Consider the following 16,291-nt stretch of genomic DNA (forward strand, 5'->3'; position numbering starts at 1 on the left):
TGGTCCGGCTGGGTCTGCTGCTGTGCCGTCGGCCTGCAGCGGGGCGGCCCGCGCCCTGTTGTGGTTCAAAGAGCGACTACCGTCGTGCCTTGGTCCCCATTGCTCAGCTCTTCCAGGGTGTCCGCGCCGAAGCCGTGACCCTCCTCACCGGCGCTTCGGCCCACGCGTTTATCGCGTTGCCTTCGAGATCCGCCGCCCGCTGCGCGCGCGCAACGAGCGGCGTTGCCTTCGAGATCCGCCGCCCGCTGCGCGCGCGCAACGAGCGGCGTTGCCTTCGAGATCCGCCGCCCGCTGCGCGCGCGCAACGAGCCGTGATCTTCGGGGATGCCGGAAGCGTGCGCGCTGAACGTGCTCAGGATCAGGACGGCCAGCCCGCAGCCGGTGATGATCCACCAGGGTGCGGGGCGGACGTCGGCGGCGATCGCGGCGCCGACGACCGCGATGCCGAGGGAGGAGCCGATCTGGCGGCTGGTTGCGGCGACCGCTGCGGCGACCCCGGCCTGGGCGCGCGGCAGGCCGGAGACGGCCGTGTTCGTGATTGGTGCGTTGACGAAGCCGAAGCCGAGCCCGAACAGGGCGTAGGTGAGGGACAGCAGGGCGTGCGAGGGGTGGGTGGAGCGGGTGACCAGGACGGCCAGCAGCCCGCTCGCCGAGATGCCCGTGCCCGCGAGGAGGAGCGGGATGCGGGGGCCTCGGCTGCCGACGATCCGCCCAGACAGCGGCGGGCAGATCAGAGAGAGCACCGCCATCGGGAGCAGGTGCAGCCCGGTGGATAGCGCGCTGAGCCCCAACTGCCGTTGCAGGTAGAGGGTGTTGGCAAACAGGAAGCCGCCCAGTGCCGCGAAGGCGAAGACCGCCGTCGCTGTGGCCGCGCTGAAGGAGGCGCTGCGGAAGAGACGCGGGTCGACGAGGGGTTCGGTACGTCGGTTCTCGTACGGGACGAACCAGGCCAGCGCGCCTGCTGCGGCAATCAGGCAGGCCAAGATCGGTGGTGAGGTCCAGCCCTCGTCAGGGGCTTCGATGATGGCGTACGTCAGGGTGCCGAGCAGGGTGATGACGAGGAGCTGTCCCACCGGGTCGGGCCGGCGGGCCCGGGGCGCGCGGGACTCGGGGACGTACCGCACAGTGAGCGCGAGGGCGGCCAGGCCGATCGGGATGTTCAGCCAGAACACGGAGCGCCAGCCCGCCGACTGCACCAGGAGGCCGCCGAGGATCGGTCCCGTCGCCATGCTGATCCCCACCACCCCGCCCCACACGCCGATGGCCCGTGCCCGCTCCCGCGGCTCGGTGAAGGTGTTGGCCAGGATGGCCATCGCGACCGGGGTGAGCATGCAGCCACCCACCGCCTGCACCATCCGGAAGGCCACCAGCCACTCGAGTGTCGGCGCCAGGCTGCACAGCGCGGACGCGGCGGTGAACAGTGCCAGGCCGAGTTGGAAGATCCGCCGCCGTCCGACGCGGTCGGCCGTGGAACCGGCCAGCGTCAGGAACGAGGCGAGCACGATGGTGTAGGCGTCGAGGGTCCATTGCAGGCCGGAGATGGGGGAGGCGAGGGCGTCCTGCATCGAGGGCAGTGCGACGTTGAGGATGGTGGCGTCGAGACTGACCAGCAGGACGCTCATGCAGCAGATGGTCAGGACGAGCAACTGGTGCCGTCTGCTCCCGGGTTCGGGCATGGCAGGTTCCCTGTTCAGTGGGTCGGCCGGTTGGTGGCGTGCGCGTCCGCGAAGTCCCAGACCACGGGCAGGAATTCGGCCGGCGTCTCGACCTGCGGCATGTGACCGGTGCCGGGCAGCAGTTCGAACCGGGCGCCCGGGACGGCGTTCGCCCAGGCCCGGCCGTAGTCGGCGTCGACGACCTGGTCACTTTCGCCCCAGGCGACGAGCGTCGGGTGGGTGACCTTGGCCAGACGCTCGAGCAGGGTGGGGTCGGCCATGGCGTTCGGGCCGGAGTAGACCTCCAGTGCGGCCCGGTTGGCGACCATGACCGCCCGCTGGGCGTCGGAGAGGGTGCTGGGGTCGAAGCGGAACTTCGAGGGGTCGTGGAAGGAGAGCTGGGCCAGTTCGGCGGGGGAGAGGGGGAAGGTGTCGGCCACGGGGTGGCCGGGGACCTGGATGCCCACGGCGTTGACGAGGACGATACTGCTGATCCGGTCGCTGCCGAGTGCGGCCAGTTCTGCGGCGATCCATCCGCCGATGGAGTTGCCGACGACGGTGACGTCTTCCAGGCCGAGGGTGTCGAGCAGCTGTGCGTAGAGCTGGGCCAGGGTGGGGACGTCCGTCAGCCAGGTGGGGCGGGTGGTGCCGCCGAAGCCGGGGTGGACGGGGGTGATGACCCTGGCCGGCCGCTGCTCGGCGAGGAGCCCGGAGAAGAGGGCGACGGTCTGGGGGCCGCCGCCGCCGTGCAGGAGCAGGAAGGGGTGTCCCTCGCCCTGCGGCCTGCCCTGGACGTCGATGGTGAGGTCGACGTCGCCCTGTGCGAGGGAGAGGGTATGGGTGGTGGTGCCGGTCATGGAGGTACTCCTCAAGTAGGTGGTTCTGCAAGGGGGGTGGGTCGGTGGGCCTTACGCGAAGTCGGTGGCCGGGACCGTGGCGTACCGGCTCATCACCTCGATCGTCGACTCCGGGGTCATCTCCCGGCCGCCTGCGATCATGTCGCGCAGGTCGCGGAAGTACTGCACGTACAGGTCCGGCGTGAAGGTGTTGAGCATCACCGCCGGTTCGTCGCCGAGGTTGGCGAAGGTGTGCGGGGCGCCGGGCGGGATCATCGCGAGGGTGCCGGCCGGGGCGGCGTGGGTGGTCTGACCGATGGTGAAGTGGACGGTGCCGGAGACGACGTAGAAGCCCTCGTCGTGCTGGGCGTGCCGGTGCTGCGGTGGGCCCTGGGTGAGCGGGGCGATGGTGATCTCGCCGATTCCGAGGCGGTGCCCGGTGGTGCTGCCGTCCTCGAGGATGCGGATCCGTGCCGGTCCCAGGTGGATGGTCTCGCCGTCGTCCGGCCCTACCAGGGAGACGTCGTTCATCTTTTTCTCCTTCACGCCTCGGTGCTCGACTCTCGTGAGAGCGGGCTCTCGCGAAATGGAACATTAGAGGGTTGTCTCTCTTCATGCAAGTGAACTCTCATAAGGAGGGTTGGCAGTGATATAGTCTGGGCCCGGGACCTACGGGCACGAATGGGGGCGCACCAATGGCGACACGGACCGGACCCAGCGCGGGCGTGAGCACCGGCCGCAGCAACCAGAAGATGCGTACGCGGACCGCGATCGTCGATGCGGCCCGCCAACTCATCGGCACCGGTGGCGAAGTGACCATGCCCGCGATCGCACGCGCGGCCCTGGTGTCGGAGGCCACCGCCTACCGGTACTTCCCCGATCTCCCCTCGCTGATCAGCGAGGCCCTGGCCGGCGTATGGCCGCCCCCCGCCGACGCCCTCGCACCGGTCGCGGACTCGGCTGACCCCGTCGAACGCATCGCCTTCGCCTGCGAATTCCTGCTCCGCGGCATACTCGCCCGACAGGGAGCGGTGCGCGCGATGATCTCGGCGACCATCACCCGGCCCGAGACGGTGACCAACCGCCCCGGGGTCCGTTTCGGGCTCATCGACCACGCCCTGCTCCCCCTGGAGGGCACGCTCGTGCGGACGGATCCCGAGGCGTTCGCCCAACTCAAGCGCGACCTCGCCGTTGTCGTCAGCGCGGAGGCGCTCTTCACGCTCACCGATCTGTGCGGGCTCGGACCGGACGAGGCCGTCGCCAGCGCCGTACGGACGGCGCGGAGGTTGACAAAGGCCGCGGTGCGGGAGATGTAGTAGCCACCCGGGGTGGCGTTACTTCCCGAAATACTGCCCGTTGTCCAGGCGTTCCGGGCCCGCTCGGTGGAGGGACCGGACGCATCGTCGCCCGTCGTTTCCTCTACGGCGTCCCGGAGGCCGTCGGCGCTGACCCGCCCCGCCTTCGCCCCCTCGGCAATAACGGCGCCAGTACTGCCGTGCAACGCCGGGTCTGCACGGTGTGGTTTCCGGACGTCACCCATGCCCGCGAGGTACAAGGCATCGGGTTCGTGGGGTGGGCCGGGAGGTGGTTGTCTGTCGTGAGCTGGGGTTTATGGGGTTCGCTCGGTCGGTGGGCTTGGCGGGGGTTGTTCGGGATTGCTGAGGGGGGCCTGAAGAGTGGTCGGACGTCAGGACATGATCGCTGCGCCGGTCGACGACAGCAGCGACGGTGCGAAGCAGCGCTGGTCGGTCGATGTCGAGGCGTATCGGAACCTGTGGCCGCCGCCCAGCCGGGGTGCGACCGCCGGATTCCAGGCTCCTCTGGCGGCGGGACACCAGAGGTTGAGGTGGTCGGCTGATTCCCACACGTCGTCCCGGGCATGACCGCACACGCCCGGGGCGCAGGAAACCCTCGCAGCGCCCCGAGGAGGCCACAGGCGCCGACCTAACGGCCTCCCAAAAGTCAGCCGGAATTGAGGCGTGTCAGTCGTCCAGGAGCGGCAGGCTCGCCCGGCCAGGGCGCGCCGCCGTGTGTGCCGGCCGGGAGACCCATCTGAAGCGGGCCGGTCGGTGCTGCGGCACGTTCCGCGCTGCGCACCGCCTGGTCGGGTGTCGGGCAGCCGCTCCGCGCTCTCACGCGCTACGGGATGCGGCAGATGGTCCCAGCGTGCTCCGCGCCCTGCGCCGTCGCTTCTCGTCCCTCGAGTCGCCGTCGCGGAAAGAGCCGTCATGTGACCACGATGTCGTAACGGCGCCGCTCGATGGGTGGCTTGTCCTGTTCCCACACTCGGTGGTGTTCGAGTTGCAGGGCGATCCGGCCCGGCCGTACAGCGGTCACCGTGAACAGTGCGTCGGCTGAGGTACCGAAGGGGCGTCCCTCGAGCTCCTCGGCGGGCGGGCGGCCTTGGTCGATCTTCACGGCGCCAGCATCCCCTTCGGTGCGCCAGGTCCAGGTATAGCCGGCAGCGCCGAGTGCGGGCAGGCGGAGCTGCCAGTGTTCACCGGGTCTGAGGGTGACGGCCTCGTGGTCGGAGTCGCTCATGGGCGGTGTCCGTTCGGCAAGGGGAAGGGGTGTCCCTGGCCGCCCCAACGGGCGGCCAGGGACACCCCTCCTGATTATGCGGGACCGATGAGCACTCCTTCGTGCCAGCCCGCACCGTCGCGCCAGTAGTGCTGCAGTTGGCGGTCGGTGCGGAGCACCACGATTTCGAGGTTGAAGCCGAAACTGCCTTCGACCAGGCCGGTGACCGCGGCCACGTCGTGTCCGAAGACCGCGCTGCACTGCCAGACGCCGTTGGTCTGGTTGCGCCACCAGTGTTGCACTCGACCACCGGCCTCGACACACAGTTCGAAGTTGCCCAGCGACTTCTCGGTCGCCATGCCGTACTGGCCCTGGATCATCACCGGTGGGCTGTCGATGCCGGAGCCGAACAGGGGGCCCGGGTTCCAGGTTCCCCCGTGGTCGTTGTCGCGCCACCAGTGCTGCATCTGGCCGGTTCCCAGGGTGCAGACCAGCTCGAAGTTGCCCTGGACTCCGTAGTTGCTCTGGACCAAAGACGGGCCGCTGTGGGCGACGTTGCCCGCAAAGACCGCGCCGCCGTGCCAACCCGCACCATCCCGCCACCAGTGCTGCAGCTGTCCAGTCGCGAGCCGCACTACGACCTCGAAGTTGCCGGGGGCGCCGTAGTTGGCCTGGATGAAGCCGGGGATGCCAGCCGTGTTGGCCGGGCCGAAGATACCGCCGTCGTTCCACTTGCCGGTGTTCTGGTCCATCCACCAGTGGTGCAGCCGCCCCGAGCCGGTGAGGTAGACGCACTCGAAGTTCCGGTTGAAGGTCGTACTGGTCAGCGTCGGGCAGGCGGCAGCGTCCAACCCGAAGGTCGTTGCCTTCGACCATGGGAATCCGCTTGCAGTTCCGTCTCGCCACCAGTGCTGGATATGCGAGCCGTTGGCGGGGGCGACCATCTCGAAGTTGCGGTGCGCCGCCCCATCGCCGCTCTCGTACAGATTGCCGTTGTGCAGCCGGCGCTTGGTCCACGGGTCGGGGTTGGTGCCGAGTACCCCGTACTTGGCGAACTCGTCGATCCTGACTTCTCCGTATCCGATGAGCACGTAGCCGCCTTCGCCCCACGCTGTGCCCCAGGAGTTCTTGGCGATCCAGTAGCGGCCGACGTCGTCGTATCCGACGATGGCGATGCAGTGCAGACCTGCAATGTGCGAAACGGTCTTGTGGTACACGCCGGTGCGGTACGCGAAGAAGTCGTCGGGCACCTCGATGCAGCAGGTGATCGGGCCCACGGTGTCCAGCCACCGCTTCTGGTCATCGGTTGTTCCCAGTTGGGTGTAACCGTCGATCTTGACGGTCCGCCCGGAGCGGTCGGGCGTCGGGCGGTAGGTCGGGTTGTCCGTCCGGTAGGGCCAGCAGTCGGGGTCCGCAATGCCGTTGGCCTTGATCCAGTCGAAATAGGTGTTCGGCCACGATCCGTCGGGGCAGTGCAGCCCGAGGCCATCGTGCGAGTCGCCCTCTGAGCGCACGCACCACACGTGGTGCTCGATGCGTACCCGGCTCTCGATCACTGCGGCGGTACCGAACGCCACGCACGATTGGCACGGATTCTGGTCCCTAACCTGAGTGACCCAGTTCGTGCCCCAACGGTTACGCCAGTCCACCTGGCTACTCAGCCCCGCCTCGTCGACTCCTGTCTGCGGAGCCGCCCGGGCGATCAGCGCCTCGTCCACCGGGAGCGGGCCGCTCGGAAGCCCAAGGGCGGCGCGGCGCGCCGCGAGCAGGTGGTTGGAGGTCGGGTGGCGCTCCAGGAGCGCGGCCAGGTCGACCTGCGGCACCTCGGCTGCCGGCACCAATTGCTCCTCGCTTGGAACCCCCAGTGCATACACCGGTACCTCCGCGTCATCGGAGATAGCAGGGTTCGCTTGCCATCTGGCCTGGGCTCGATCCAGGCCCTGTCGTATCGCTCCGTAGGTAACCATGCTCAGAAACCTCCTCATTCTCGATTTCGTGGATCCTGCGCATACCAGGGCATCGGTGTGGCTTCGTCATCCTGTGTGGGCAGCCCCGCGGCGCGACTGCGTCGAGACGCCACTTAGACAGACGGGGATCAGGCCGAACGAACGGCGAAGCCCTCCCAGATGGCCTTCTCCACGTTCGACCGTTCCGGCGCTGACGGTTGCTTGAATTGCCGTGGTTCGGTCGTGGTCTCCAGCACACAGAGGTCGTCGTATCGAGCCATGTGAACTCCAGTTGTCGTGCAAGGTGCTTTCCGCCGCAAGGCCTGGAGTCGGCTCGTCGTGTCGAACCACCCTCACCGGATGCCACGATCAGGGAAGCAATCAATAGATGTCTCAGCTGATCGCCGATCCGGAAACGGGTCCCCGCGCGTTTCGATGAGCGCGCACTGCACGGTGGGACCGTCGTGAAATGTTTCCTGTCGCTCTTCGAACGATCCCAGCCGGACGCGGCCGTGGACCCACGAAGAGGCCATCCCCGGCCCTTTTGGCGCAGAATCGTTCGTCCTCGACGAAGCAACTCTGGCCTGTTTCTGGTGTATGTCACGAGGGTCCGCAAGCACCAATGGAGTAATGGTTGTGCGGCCTCTCCCTGAGCTTCTTCCATGCTCTTCTGCGCCCTCAGCGGCAGCAACCAGAGCAGAGTAGCCACCCTTAACTTAAGAGGGCATGACGGCAGGGAGGACGACGATGCCACGCCCGGGCCAACTGATGAAACCAATCAATGACGGGTTTTCCGATCGTATTGCCATCGGGCTGCTTATTCGTTCCTTTCCTCCTGACCTGGTAGATCGGGTCATTGTGGAATGCGGCAGGGCCGGTCAGCGCAACCGACTGCTGCCCCCGCGCACGACGGTCTACCTCGTGCTGACCATGTGCATGTTTCCGCAGGCCAGCTACGGCCAGGTCGCCCACGCCCTGGCCGATGGGCTCGCCTGGGCCACACAGGCACATGGGCCCTCACACCTCCCCACCGGAGCGGCGATCTTCAAGGCGCGGGCACGTCTGGGCGCGGAACCCCTAGCGTCTCTATTCACCGAGTCGACGTCAGCCACCGCATGCGGGCGAGTGGCTATCCGCTACGGGAGATGGAGGCTCGTGGGTCTCGACGGCGTCACACTCGGTGTGCCGAATAGCGCTGAGAACAGGGAGCAATATGGTCCGTCGCCGGCGGCGGAGCGGAGCCGGTCCACCGTCGCTCAAGCAGACGTCATCGCGCTGGCCGAATGCGGCAGCCACTTCATCGCCCGTGCCGCTCTCGGTCACCCCCGGCGTGCCCGCTCTGCGCTCGCACGCGATGTGTGCAAGAGCCTAGCTAGTGATGACCTGCTCCTGGCTGATCAGAAGTTCAGTGACTTGAGCCTGCTGCCCGTAGTGCGGGCGTGTGGGGCGGATGCGCTATTACGGCTCGACGGCTGTCCCCGGATGGTGATGCACAGCGTATTGCCAGACGGTTCCTACCTCTGCGACGTCATCGAACAGAGCGGGCACCGCCGGATACGCGCGGGGATGCTTCGGGTCATCCAGACCGCGGCGCAGCCCCGCAAGGACGCCGGGGCGCCGACCCGTTTGGCAGCACATACGTTCGTCACCACCATTCTCGATCACGAGACCGCTCCTGCCCACAGCCTCGTCTCCCTCTTCCGCCATCGATGGGACCTTGGGGCCTCCTTGCAGACATTCGGGCCGCTGCGGGACGGCTGCCAGCTCATCTTGAGATCGCGATGGCCCGGCGGCGTGGAACAGGAACTATGGGGCTACCTACTCGTTCATCACGCGGTCCGCTCACTACTTCATCCTTAAGTAAATTCGCGGGCCGCCAGGTCAGTACGGGTCTTCCGTCGCGTCCAACAGAGATCTTTCGCGCCGATCGCTCGTCTGCTCGATCCGCACCCCCGGCGCGATCACCAGGTGCATCTGCTCAGTGGTGGCCATCCGGTATTGCGCCACCACCGCCAGCACTGAGCTTGCCCGGCCTGGGATGGCTCCGACATGTGAACGGCAACCGGGCTGTGGCGCTGGAGGAGTTCGTCACGGGCTGGTACTCCGCCGCGGGCGACGTCCCACGCCCATCGCCCCTGCCGCAGCCGTCACAGTCGCTGCCCGATGCAGTGAAACAGCTGTACCGGCTGGGGCGGCAGCGACCAGCCGCACTTGGATCCCACAATCACATCGTCCCCGAACAGGGGGTTGAGGAACATCGGAACGAAAACCGGCGCTAGGCCTCCCGTGCACCTGGGAGCGCTTTGACCTGGACTTCTTCGAGGACGGAGCCTTCAGCAGTCGTGTTGATCACTGACTGTGTGGAGGTCCGGGGTGCCGGTCGAGTTTCTGACGGATGCGCAAGCTGCCGCGTACGCGGCGTACGACGGGGCGCCGTCCCGTACGGAGTTGGAGCGGTTCTTCTTCCTGGACGACGCGGACCGGGAGCTGATCGAGGGCAAGCGGCGGTCCCACAACCGGCTGGGCTTCGCGGCCCAGCTCACGACCGCGCGCTATCTCGGGGTGTTCCTGGACGACCCGACCGACGTTCCGCCGGAGGTCGTCGACTACCTCGCCGAGCAGCTCGGCATCGCGGACGCGTCGGCACTGAAGGCGTATGGGGAACGGGAGAACACCCGGCTGTCCCACGTCCGTGAGCTGCGGAAACTCCTGGAGTACACGGAGTTCGCCGAGGCGGAAGCCGAGTTGCGGGTGTGGGTGGACGCGCGAGCGTGGACGACCGGGGAGGGCCCGAAGGCGTTGTTCGACGCGGCGGTGGGGTGGTTGCGTGAGCGGCGGGTACTGCTGCCCGGCGTGACGACGCTCGCCCGGCTGGTTGCGTCGGTGCGGGAGGCGGCGAACCAGCGGCTGTGGGACAGCCTCTACGGGCTGCTGAGCACCGATCAGCGCGCGGTGCTCGACTCGCTGCCGACCGTGCCGCCCGGTGCGCGGGTGTCGGAGCTGGACCGTCTGCGGCGCGGCCCGGTGCGGATTTCCGGGCCGCAGATGAAGTGGGCGCCTGAGCGGGCGGCGGAGATCGACGCGTTCGGGATGGGTGAGCTGGACGTGTCCGGGATACCGCCGCGGCGACTGGCGGAGCTGTCTCGCTACGGCGTGGACGACAGGCGTCCCTGCTGCGCCGTCACGGTGACTCCCGCAGGCTGGCGACGCTGCCGGCCACCGCGGTCTACCTGACGAGCAGGGCGGTCGACGACGCGCTGGACCTGCTGGAGGTGCTGATCGCGACGAAGCTGCTCGCGCGAGCGGAGCGGGAGACGGCGAAACAGAAGCTGAAGACGCTGCCGAGGATGGAGCGGGCCGGGATCAGGCTGGCGACCGCGTTCCGGGTCGTGTTCGACACCACGAGGGAGCAGGTCGACACCGAGTCCGGGAAGATCAGTCCGCCGGAGGTGGCGACACTGACGGCGATGTGGGAGCGGATCGAGGAGGTGGTGCCGCGCGAGGAGCTGGCCGCCGCGATCGCCGCGCTGTTCGAGCTGGCGCCGCCGATCGACTCGGACGCGGACGAGGCATGGCGGACGATGCTGGTCACCCGGTTCCCCACCGTGCGGCCGTTCCTGGCTCTGCTCGTCCAGGTCGTCGACTTCGGGGCGACCCCGGAGGGGCTGCCGGTCCTGAAGGCATTGAAGTCACTGCCCGACCTGATGGGGCGCAAGAAGGTCGGGCACGACGAGATTGACACGTCGCTGCTGGTGGGCTCGTGGCGGCGGCTGGTACTGAGCGCGCCGCACCTGGAGCCAGGCACGGTGGACTGGAAGGCGTACGCGTTCTGCGTGCTGGAGTCCTTCCACCGGATGCTGCGCCGGCGGGAGGCGTTCGCGAAGAACTCCTCGAAGTGGGGTGACCCGCGGGCGAAGCTGCTGGACGGCGAGTTATGGGAGCAGGTCCGCCCGACGTGCTGGCCTCGCTGAACCTGCCCAGCGAGCCGGGCGAGCACCTGGCGGCGCGGGCCGCGCTGCTTGACGGCACGTACCGGGAGGTCGCCGGGCGGGTGCCGGCGAACTCCCAGATCGTCTTCGACGACGACGGCCGCCTGCACTTCGCCGCCCTTCAGCCGGAGCCCGAACCGGCCTCGCTGCTCGACCTGCGGAAGGCGGTGGAGGCGATGATGCCCCGCGTGGACCTGCCGGAGGTGCTGCTGGAGGTGTTCTCCTGGACCGGCGCCGATCAGGCGTTCACCTCGATCACCGGCGGTTAGGCCCGCTTGCGGGACCTGCACGTGACGGTCGCCGCCCTGCTGGTCGCGCACGGCTGCAACGTCGGCTACACGCCGGTCATCGGCGGGATCGACGCGCTGAAGTACGGCACGCTGTCGCACGTCGACCAGACGTATCTGAGGCTGGCCACCTACCGGGCTGCGAACGCCACGCTCATCGAGCATCAAGCGTCAATCCCCTCGCGCAATCGTGGGGCGGCGGGCTGGTCGCCTCGGTCGACGGTATGCGGTTCGTCCTCCCCGTCCCCAGCGTGTACGCCCGGCCGAACCCGAAGTACTTCGGGCGCCGGGGCGGCGCGACGTGGCTGAACATGATCAACGACCAGGCGGCGGGGCTCGGTGGGAAGGTGGTGGCCGGCACCCCGCGCGACTCCCTGTACGTGCTCGATGTCCTCTACGACCGCGACGGCGGCAAGCGCCCGGAGACGATCGTCACGGACACCGCCTCGTACAGCGACATCGTCTTCGGACTCCTCACCCTGGCAGGGTTCGCGTACGCGCCGCAGCTCGCGGACCTGCCGGACCAGAAGATGTGGCGCATCGACCGCACCGCCGACTACGGCGCCTTCCAGGAAGCGGCCCGCGGCCGTGTCGACCTCGCCCGGATCGAACGCCAGTGGGAGGACATCCTGCGCATCATCGGCTCCATCCATACCGGCGCCGTGCGCGCGTACGACGTGATCCGGATGCTGTCGCGGGACGGTCGGCCCACCCCGCTTGGGGACGCGATCGCGCACTACGGACGGATCGCCAAGTCCCTGCACATCCTGCGCCTCGCCGACGAGCCCGGCTACCGCCGCCAGATCAAGGCGCAGGCCAACCTCCAGGAGGGCCGCCACGCACTCGCCCGGAAGATCTTCCACGGCCGTTCCGGGCAGCTCTACCAGCGCTATCAGGACGGCATGGAGGACCAGCTCGGCGCCCTCGGCCTGGTCCTCCATGCCGTCGTCCTTTTCAACACGCGGTACATGGATGCCGCGGTGAACCAGCTCCGCGCAGAAGGCTTCGACGTCCGCGACGAGGACGTGGCCCGCCTCTCGCCGTTTGTACGGCAGCACATCAACATGCTGGGCCGGTACTCCTTCCAGCTTCCTGACCTGCCCGGCGGACTGCGGCCCCTACGCGATCCGGATGCCAGCGAGCAGTGAGGACCGTCCCGGCCTGACGCACCTGCGTACTGCATGACCCCACGGCCCGGAGTTTCCATTCGCCGCAATGCATCGACTGGGGACTGCGGGCCGACCGGCGAACCCGGGGCAGTGCCCATGATGATGATCTCTACACCGTAGATTAGGCACATGGTGGAGGGGACGCCGGGCACGGCGAGAACGCGGTTACCGGGGAAGCAGAAACGAGGGCGGCACGCCGCCACGAAGTCCGGCGCGTCAAAGAGCGGGCTGATGCGCTCGTCCATGCTGATGGCAGCAGGGACGGTGGTGTCCCGGGCAACGGGCCTGCTGAGAACAGTCCTACAGGCCGGGGCACTCGGAACGGGACTGCTCGCTACGACGTACAACCAGGCCAACGTGGTGCCGGCGAGCCTGTACTTCCTGCTCATCGGAGGCGCGCTGAACTCCGTACTGGTTCCGCAGCTCGTGAGAGCCAGGATGGAGCAGCCCGATGGCGGACGTGCCTTCGAGCAGCGTCTGGTCACCCTCACGATGTCCGTGCTGGGAATCGGCACGCTGCTGGCCGTCTGGGCGGCGCCGCAGATCATCAGCCTCTATCAGAGCGACTCACCGGCCAACCACGAAGCGTTTCAGCTGACGGTGGTCTTCGCGCGGTTCCTGCTCCCGCAGATCTTCTTCTACGGACTGTTCAGCATCCTGGGCCAAGTGCTCAACGCCCGGAACAAGTTCGGCGCGATGATGTGGACTCCCGTCCTCAACAACGTCGTCCTGATCACCATGTTCGGCGTATACCTCGGCATGGTGACCGTCCCGGACTCAGTCCAGGACATCACCCAGACCCAGGTCACGCTCCTCGGCGCGGGCACCACACTCGCCCTCGCGATCCAGGCGCTCGCCCTGATCCCCTTCGCCAGGGCCGCCGACTTCCGCTTCCGCCCACGTTTCGACTGGCGCGGCGCAGGGCTCGGCAAGAGCATCAGCGCGGCCCGTTGGACTCTGCTGTTCGTCCTCACCAACCTCGTGGCCAGCACGGTGGTGACCCGTTACGCCTCCGCCGCAGACACGGCACTGCCCAATGGCGGCGTGGGCTTTTCCGCCTACACCTACGCGCAGACCATCTGGTCACTGCCGCAGTCCGTCATCACCGTCTCGCTGGTCACCGCCCTGCTGCCGCGAATGAGCCAGGCCGTCGCCGAACACCGCCTCGACGACATGCGCGGCGACCTCTCCCGAGCCCTGCGGATCAGCGGCGTCGTCATCGTTCCCGCCGCATTCTTCTTCGTCGCCCTCGGCCCGCAAATGGCGCAGGTAGTCTTCGCTCACGGAGCAGCCCACCCGGCATCCATCGTGCCGCTGGGCCAGATGCTCCAGGCTTTCGGACTCGGCCTGATCCCATTCTCGGCGCAGTACATGCTGCTGCGCGGCTTCTACGCCTTCGAGGACACCCGGACGCCGTTCTGGATGGCCGTGTGGATCAGTACCGCAAACATCGCGCTGGCCACCGCCTGCCATCTGCTGATGCCCCCGCGATGGGCCGTCACCGGCCTGGCCGGCGCCTACGCCGCCTCGTACGCCATCGGCCTGCTCATCACCGCGATGCTGTTGCGACGACGCCTCGAAGGCCGCCTGGACGGCAAGAGGCTGTGCCGCACCTACGGCAAGCTGACGGCTTCTGCCCTCGCGGCGGGAACGCTGGGCTGGTTCGTGGCCCGCTCATGCTCCAGCACCGTCACCTCGACCACCTGGGCACCCGCTCTGGGCCTCACCGCGGGAGGCCTCACGATGCTCCTGGTGTTCGTGCTGCTCGCACGAATCTTGAAGATCAGCGAGCTGCGGAGCCTGCCGGGGCTGGGGTGAGCGCCCGGTCTCGGCTGAGCACCCGCGGCAAGGGTGCTGGATAGTCCGTGATGCGGATCTATCCGGGCCCGCGCCGACGCCTGGTCTGACGGTCAGACAGCGCGCAGTCGAGGGGGGTCAGGCTGCTCCGGCTCGACCTCCGCAACAACCGTGAGAGGAACGGGGGTCTCGGCGTCGGCAGTGTCCTCCGCCCGGCGGCGCAGCTTTGACTTAAGGCTGATCAGCCCGCTCTTGACGTGCGGCGCGGCCTTCATCGCGGCGGCCCCCAGTGCGGCGCCCGTGCCGAGGATCACCAAGGCCGTCTTGGTCCCGTCGAACAGCACGGCGTGCGTGACGAGCGTGTTGTCGTCATCCCGCGCAAGCGGGCTCTCTCCGCCCGGAGTGCTTGACTTCGAGAAGCGTGTGTCGGAGGGACGCCTCGTCAGCATCAGTTCCCAGACCCAGTCACCCCGGTTGAACTCCATGACGCAACTGTAGAGGCGACCAGGCACGCCGCGGCCCCGGAATGCCATGTTCTCCACTTTGGTCAACGGACAAGGACCCGAAGAACCTTTGCCGAGGGCTCCGGGGCGAGAGAGGATGCGTCGATGATCGACACGGATGAGAACCCCGAGGAACAGGTCGCAATCGCTGCGGCGAAGGACGGTGAACTGCGCCTGCATGACCCCGCCGTCCGCGCCTCCGCAGTCGGTGTCCGGCTGTTCGACCCAGATTTCGTCGAGGTCGGTGCCTCCGGGCGGCGCTGGACGTACGAGGAGATGGTGGCGGCCCTGCCCACCCTGCACGGCGAAGCGGACAGGCCGCACATCGAGGCCTCCGGCATGCGCGGGGTGCTCCTCGCCCCGGACCTCGTGCACCTGACGTACGAGAGCGTCATCGCCGGCCGCCGGGCCCGCCGCAGCTCCCTGTGGCGCAGGGGCGACGGCGACGCCGGATGGCGGCTCTACTACCACCAGGGCACCCCCGTCCCCGAGGGCTGAACCGTCCTCGGCTCTACTCCTGAACGAGGTCGTAGACAGCCCGTTGAGGGTCGGTTTTGACGATGAGGCCGTCCGCGCACAGGTCGCGCAGGATCTGCCGAACCCGTTTCTCCGCTGCCCGTTGATCTTCCCACGTGTGACCGTGGGCGCCGAGAGTCTTGATGGCGCGCTGCGGATCCCAGGTGCCGCCCAGGGCGCGAATCGCCTGGGCGAGGACATGCCGGTCGGGATGATCCTTCTTGCGGTGGTTAGCGATGCTGGCAGGGGCACCGCTGTAGTTGCAGTCGGCGCACTTCTCCCACGAGCAGTCCGGATCGGTGACGGCGGCGTGGCGGACGGAATGGTGCGAGCCGAAGCCGTGGGCGTGGAGCAGTTGAGCGACGGACCCGTCGTACTTGAGGGCCATGAGCGCTGCTTCGGCGATTTTGTCGTGGCCGGCGGCGAAGAACTTGCCCAGGCCGACGTCCTTCCCACAGCCGCACCAGCACTTGCCGGTCGGGATGAGGCGAGGCTTCTCACTGCTTGACATGAACCCAAGGTACGATCCTTGGATTGAAGTCAAGGAATGAATCCAAGGATGCAATTCAAGGGTTGCGTCGGCACAATCAGGCGTACAGCCGCACGCCGACTTCATGCACAGCAGGGTCAGCGGCGCGCGTCGCCGGGGGCGAGCAGGCTGGTCAGCTCAGAGATCGCCTCGGGGGACGGCTTGAAGTACCGGCGGACGTTCTCCGGCTTCTTGTGCCGGGACTTGGCCATTAGCATCACGCAAAGCGGGACTGGTTCGACTGAGATTCTTCGCGTGATGTCGCCCTTCTCAGCTGCCGGAACAGCATCAATGCTTTGATCTCGCCAACCACTCCGCCCAGAGATCATCGGTAGGCGCGGGGGAGGGAAGTCCTTCGAATCGCGTTCCCTTGCGTTGTCGGTGGCTGCCCTTACGCTCCAGCCATGGAATTGGTGACGTCACCGTGGGAGTCAGCTGCGCGAGTTGACTACATAGGGGAGCTGGCAAGCAAGGGCGACCTTGCCGAGCTGTCGCGTGCCTTGCTCCTTGCGGAGGACTCATGGCACGAGGGCTTCGGAGTGAC

General features: G+C 67.8%; 11 protein-coding genes and 2 pseudogenes. 5 read left to right on the forward strand and 8 right to left on the reverse strand.

Going from position 1 to position 16,291, the window contains the following annotated elements; translation table 11 throughout:
- Positions 1 to 65: 65 nt before the first annotated feature.
- Genes ACIGDI_RS43090 through ACIGDI_RS43100 form a run of 3 tightly spaced genes read right to left on the reverse strand, consistent with a single transcriptional unit; the run spans position 66 to position 3,022 of the window.
- On the reverse strand, positions 66 to 1,676 hold the full coding sequence (locus ACIGDI_RS43090; RefSeq protein ID WP_399908429.1) for an MFS transporter: 1,611 nt from the start codon (positions 1,674 to 1,676) through the stop codon (positions 66 to 68).
- Between the two features lie 14 nt (positions 1,677 to 1,690).
- Entirely contained in the window at positions 1,691 to 2,512 is an 822-nt protein-coding gene (locus ACIGDI_RS43095; protein WP_399908432.1) for an alpha/beta fold hydrolase, read from the reverse strand.
- A gap of 51 nt (positions 2,513 to 2,563) precedes the next feature.
- Entirely contained in the window at positions 2,564 to 3,022 is a 459-nt protein-coding gene (locus ACIGDI_RS43100) for a cupin domain-containing protein (protein ID WP_399908435.1), read from the reverse strand.
- 164 nt (positions 3,023 to 3,186) lie between these two features.
- Between ACIGDI_RS43100 and ACIGDI_RS43105 the strand changes: the two genes are divergently transcribed.
- On the forward strand, positions 3,187 to 3,807 hold the full coding sequence (locus ACIGDI_RS43105; protein WP_399908438.1) for a TetR/AcrR family transcriptional regulator: 621 nt from the start codon (positions 3,187 to 3,189) through the stop codon (positions 3,805 to 3,807).
- A 910-nt stretch (positions 3,808 to 4,717) separates the two neighbouring features.
- Here the strand turns inward: ACIGDI_RS43105 and ACIGDI_RS43110 are convergent.
- Both ACIGDI_RS43110 and ACIGDI_RS43115 read right to left on the reverse strand, forming a co-directional pair.
- The gene (locus ACIGDI_RS43110; RefSeq protein ID WP_399908440.1) at positions 4,718 to 5,032 is read right to left on the reverse strand and encodes a protease inhibitor I42 family protein; all 315 of its coding nucleotides are present in this window, start codon (positions 5,030 to 5,032) and stop codon (positions 4,718 to 4,720) included.
- A 74-nt stretch (positions 5,033 to 5,106) separates the two neighbouring features.
- Positions 5,107 to 6,849 carry a C1 family peptidase gene (locus ACIGDI_RS43115; protein WP_399908443.1) on the reverse strand — a complete coding sequence of 581 codons (1,743 nt, stop codon included), beginning with the start codon at positions 6,847 to 6,849 and terminating at the stop codon, positions 5,107 to 5,109.
- A gap of 876 nt (positions 6,850 to 7,725) precedes the next feature.
- Here ACIGDI_RS43115 and ACIGDI_RS43120 point away from each other — a divergent pair.
- From ACIGDI_RS43120 to murJ, 3 genes and pseudogenes are all read left to right on the forward strand, one after another.
- On the forward strand, positions 7,726 to 8,817 hold the full coding sequence (locus tag ACIGDI_RS43120) for an IS4 family transposase (RefSeq protein WP_399908446.1): 1,092 nt from the start codon (positions 7,726 to 7,728) through the stop codon (positions 8,815 to 8,817).
- Positions 8,818 to 9,330: 513 nt separating this feature from the next.
- Positions 9,331 to 12,381, forward strand: a pseudogene (locus tag ACIGDI_RS43125) (Tn3 family transposase).
- 150 nt (positions 12,382 to 12,531) lie between these two features.
- Positions 12,532 to 14,220 carry a murein biosynthesis integral membrane protein MurJ gene (gene murJ, locus ACIGDI_RS43130; protein ID WP_399908449.1) on the forward strand — a complete coding sequence of 563 codons (1,689 nt, stop codon included), beginning with the start codon at positions 12,532 to 12,534 and terminating at the stop codon, positions 14,218 to 14,220.
- Positions 14,221 to 14,312: 92 nt separating this feature from the next.
- Here the strand turns inward: murJ and ACIGDI_RS43135 are convergent, their stop codons facing one another.
- Positions 14,313 to 14,684: a hypothetical protein gene (locus ACIGDI_RS43135; protein ID WP_399908452.1), complete on the reverse strand. Its 372-nt coding sequence runs from the start codon at positions 14,682 to 14,684 to the stop codon at positions 14,313 to 14,315.
- A 123-nt stretch (positions 14,685 to 14,807) separates the two neighbouring features.
- Between ACIGDI_RS43135 and ACIGDI_RS43140 the strand changes: the two genes are divergently transcribed.
- A complete protein-coding gene (locus ACIGDI_RS43140) occupies positions 14,808 to 15,200 on the forward strand; it encodes a DUF4440 domain-containing protein (protein ID WP_399908454.1) in 393 nt (130 codons plus the stop codon).
- Positions 15,201 to 15,213: 13 nt separating this feature from the next.
- Here ACIGDI_RS43140 and ACIGDI_RS43145 read toward each other — a convergent pair whose 3' ends face one another.
- Together ACIGDI_RS43145 and ACIGDI_RS43150 are read right to left on the reverse strand one after the other, a co-directional pair.
- Positions 15,214 to 15,729 (reverse strand): hypothetical protein, encoded by a 516-nt coding sequence (locus ACIGDI_RS43145; protein ID WP_399908457.1) that lies wholly within the window; start codon positions 15,727 to 15,729, stop codon positions 15,214 to 15,216.
- A gap of 116 nt (positions 15,730 to 15,845) precedes the next feature.
- Positions 15,846 to 15,968: pseudogene (locus tag ACIGDI_RS43150) on the reverse strand (site-specific integrase); the annotation flags it as partial.
- Positions 15,969 to 16,291: the final 323 nt, after the last annotated feature.

The sequence above is a fragment of the Streptomyces sp. NPDC085900 genome (assembly GCF_044540925.1).
GTDB lineage: Bacteria > Actinomycetota > Actinomycetes > Streptomycetales > Streptomycetaceae > Streptomyces > Streptomyces gilvifuscus.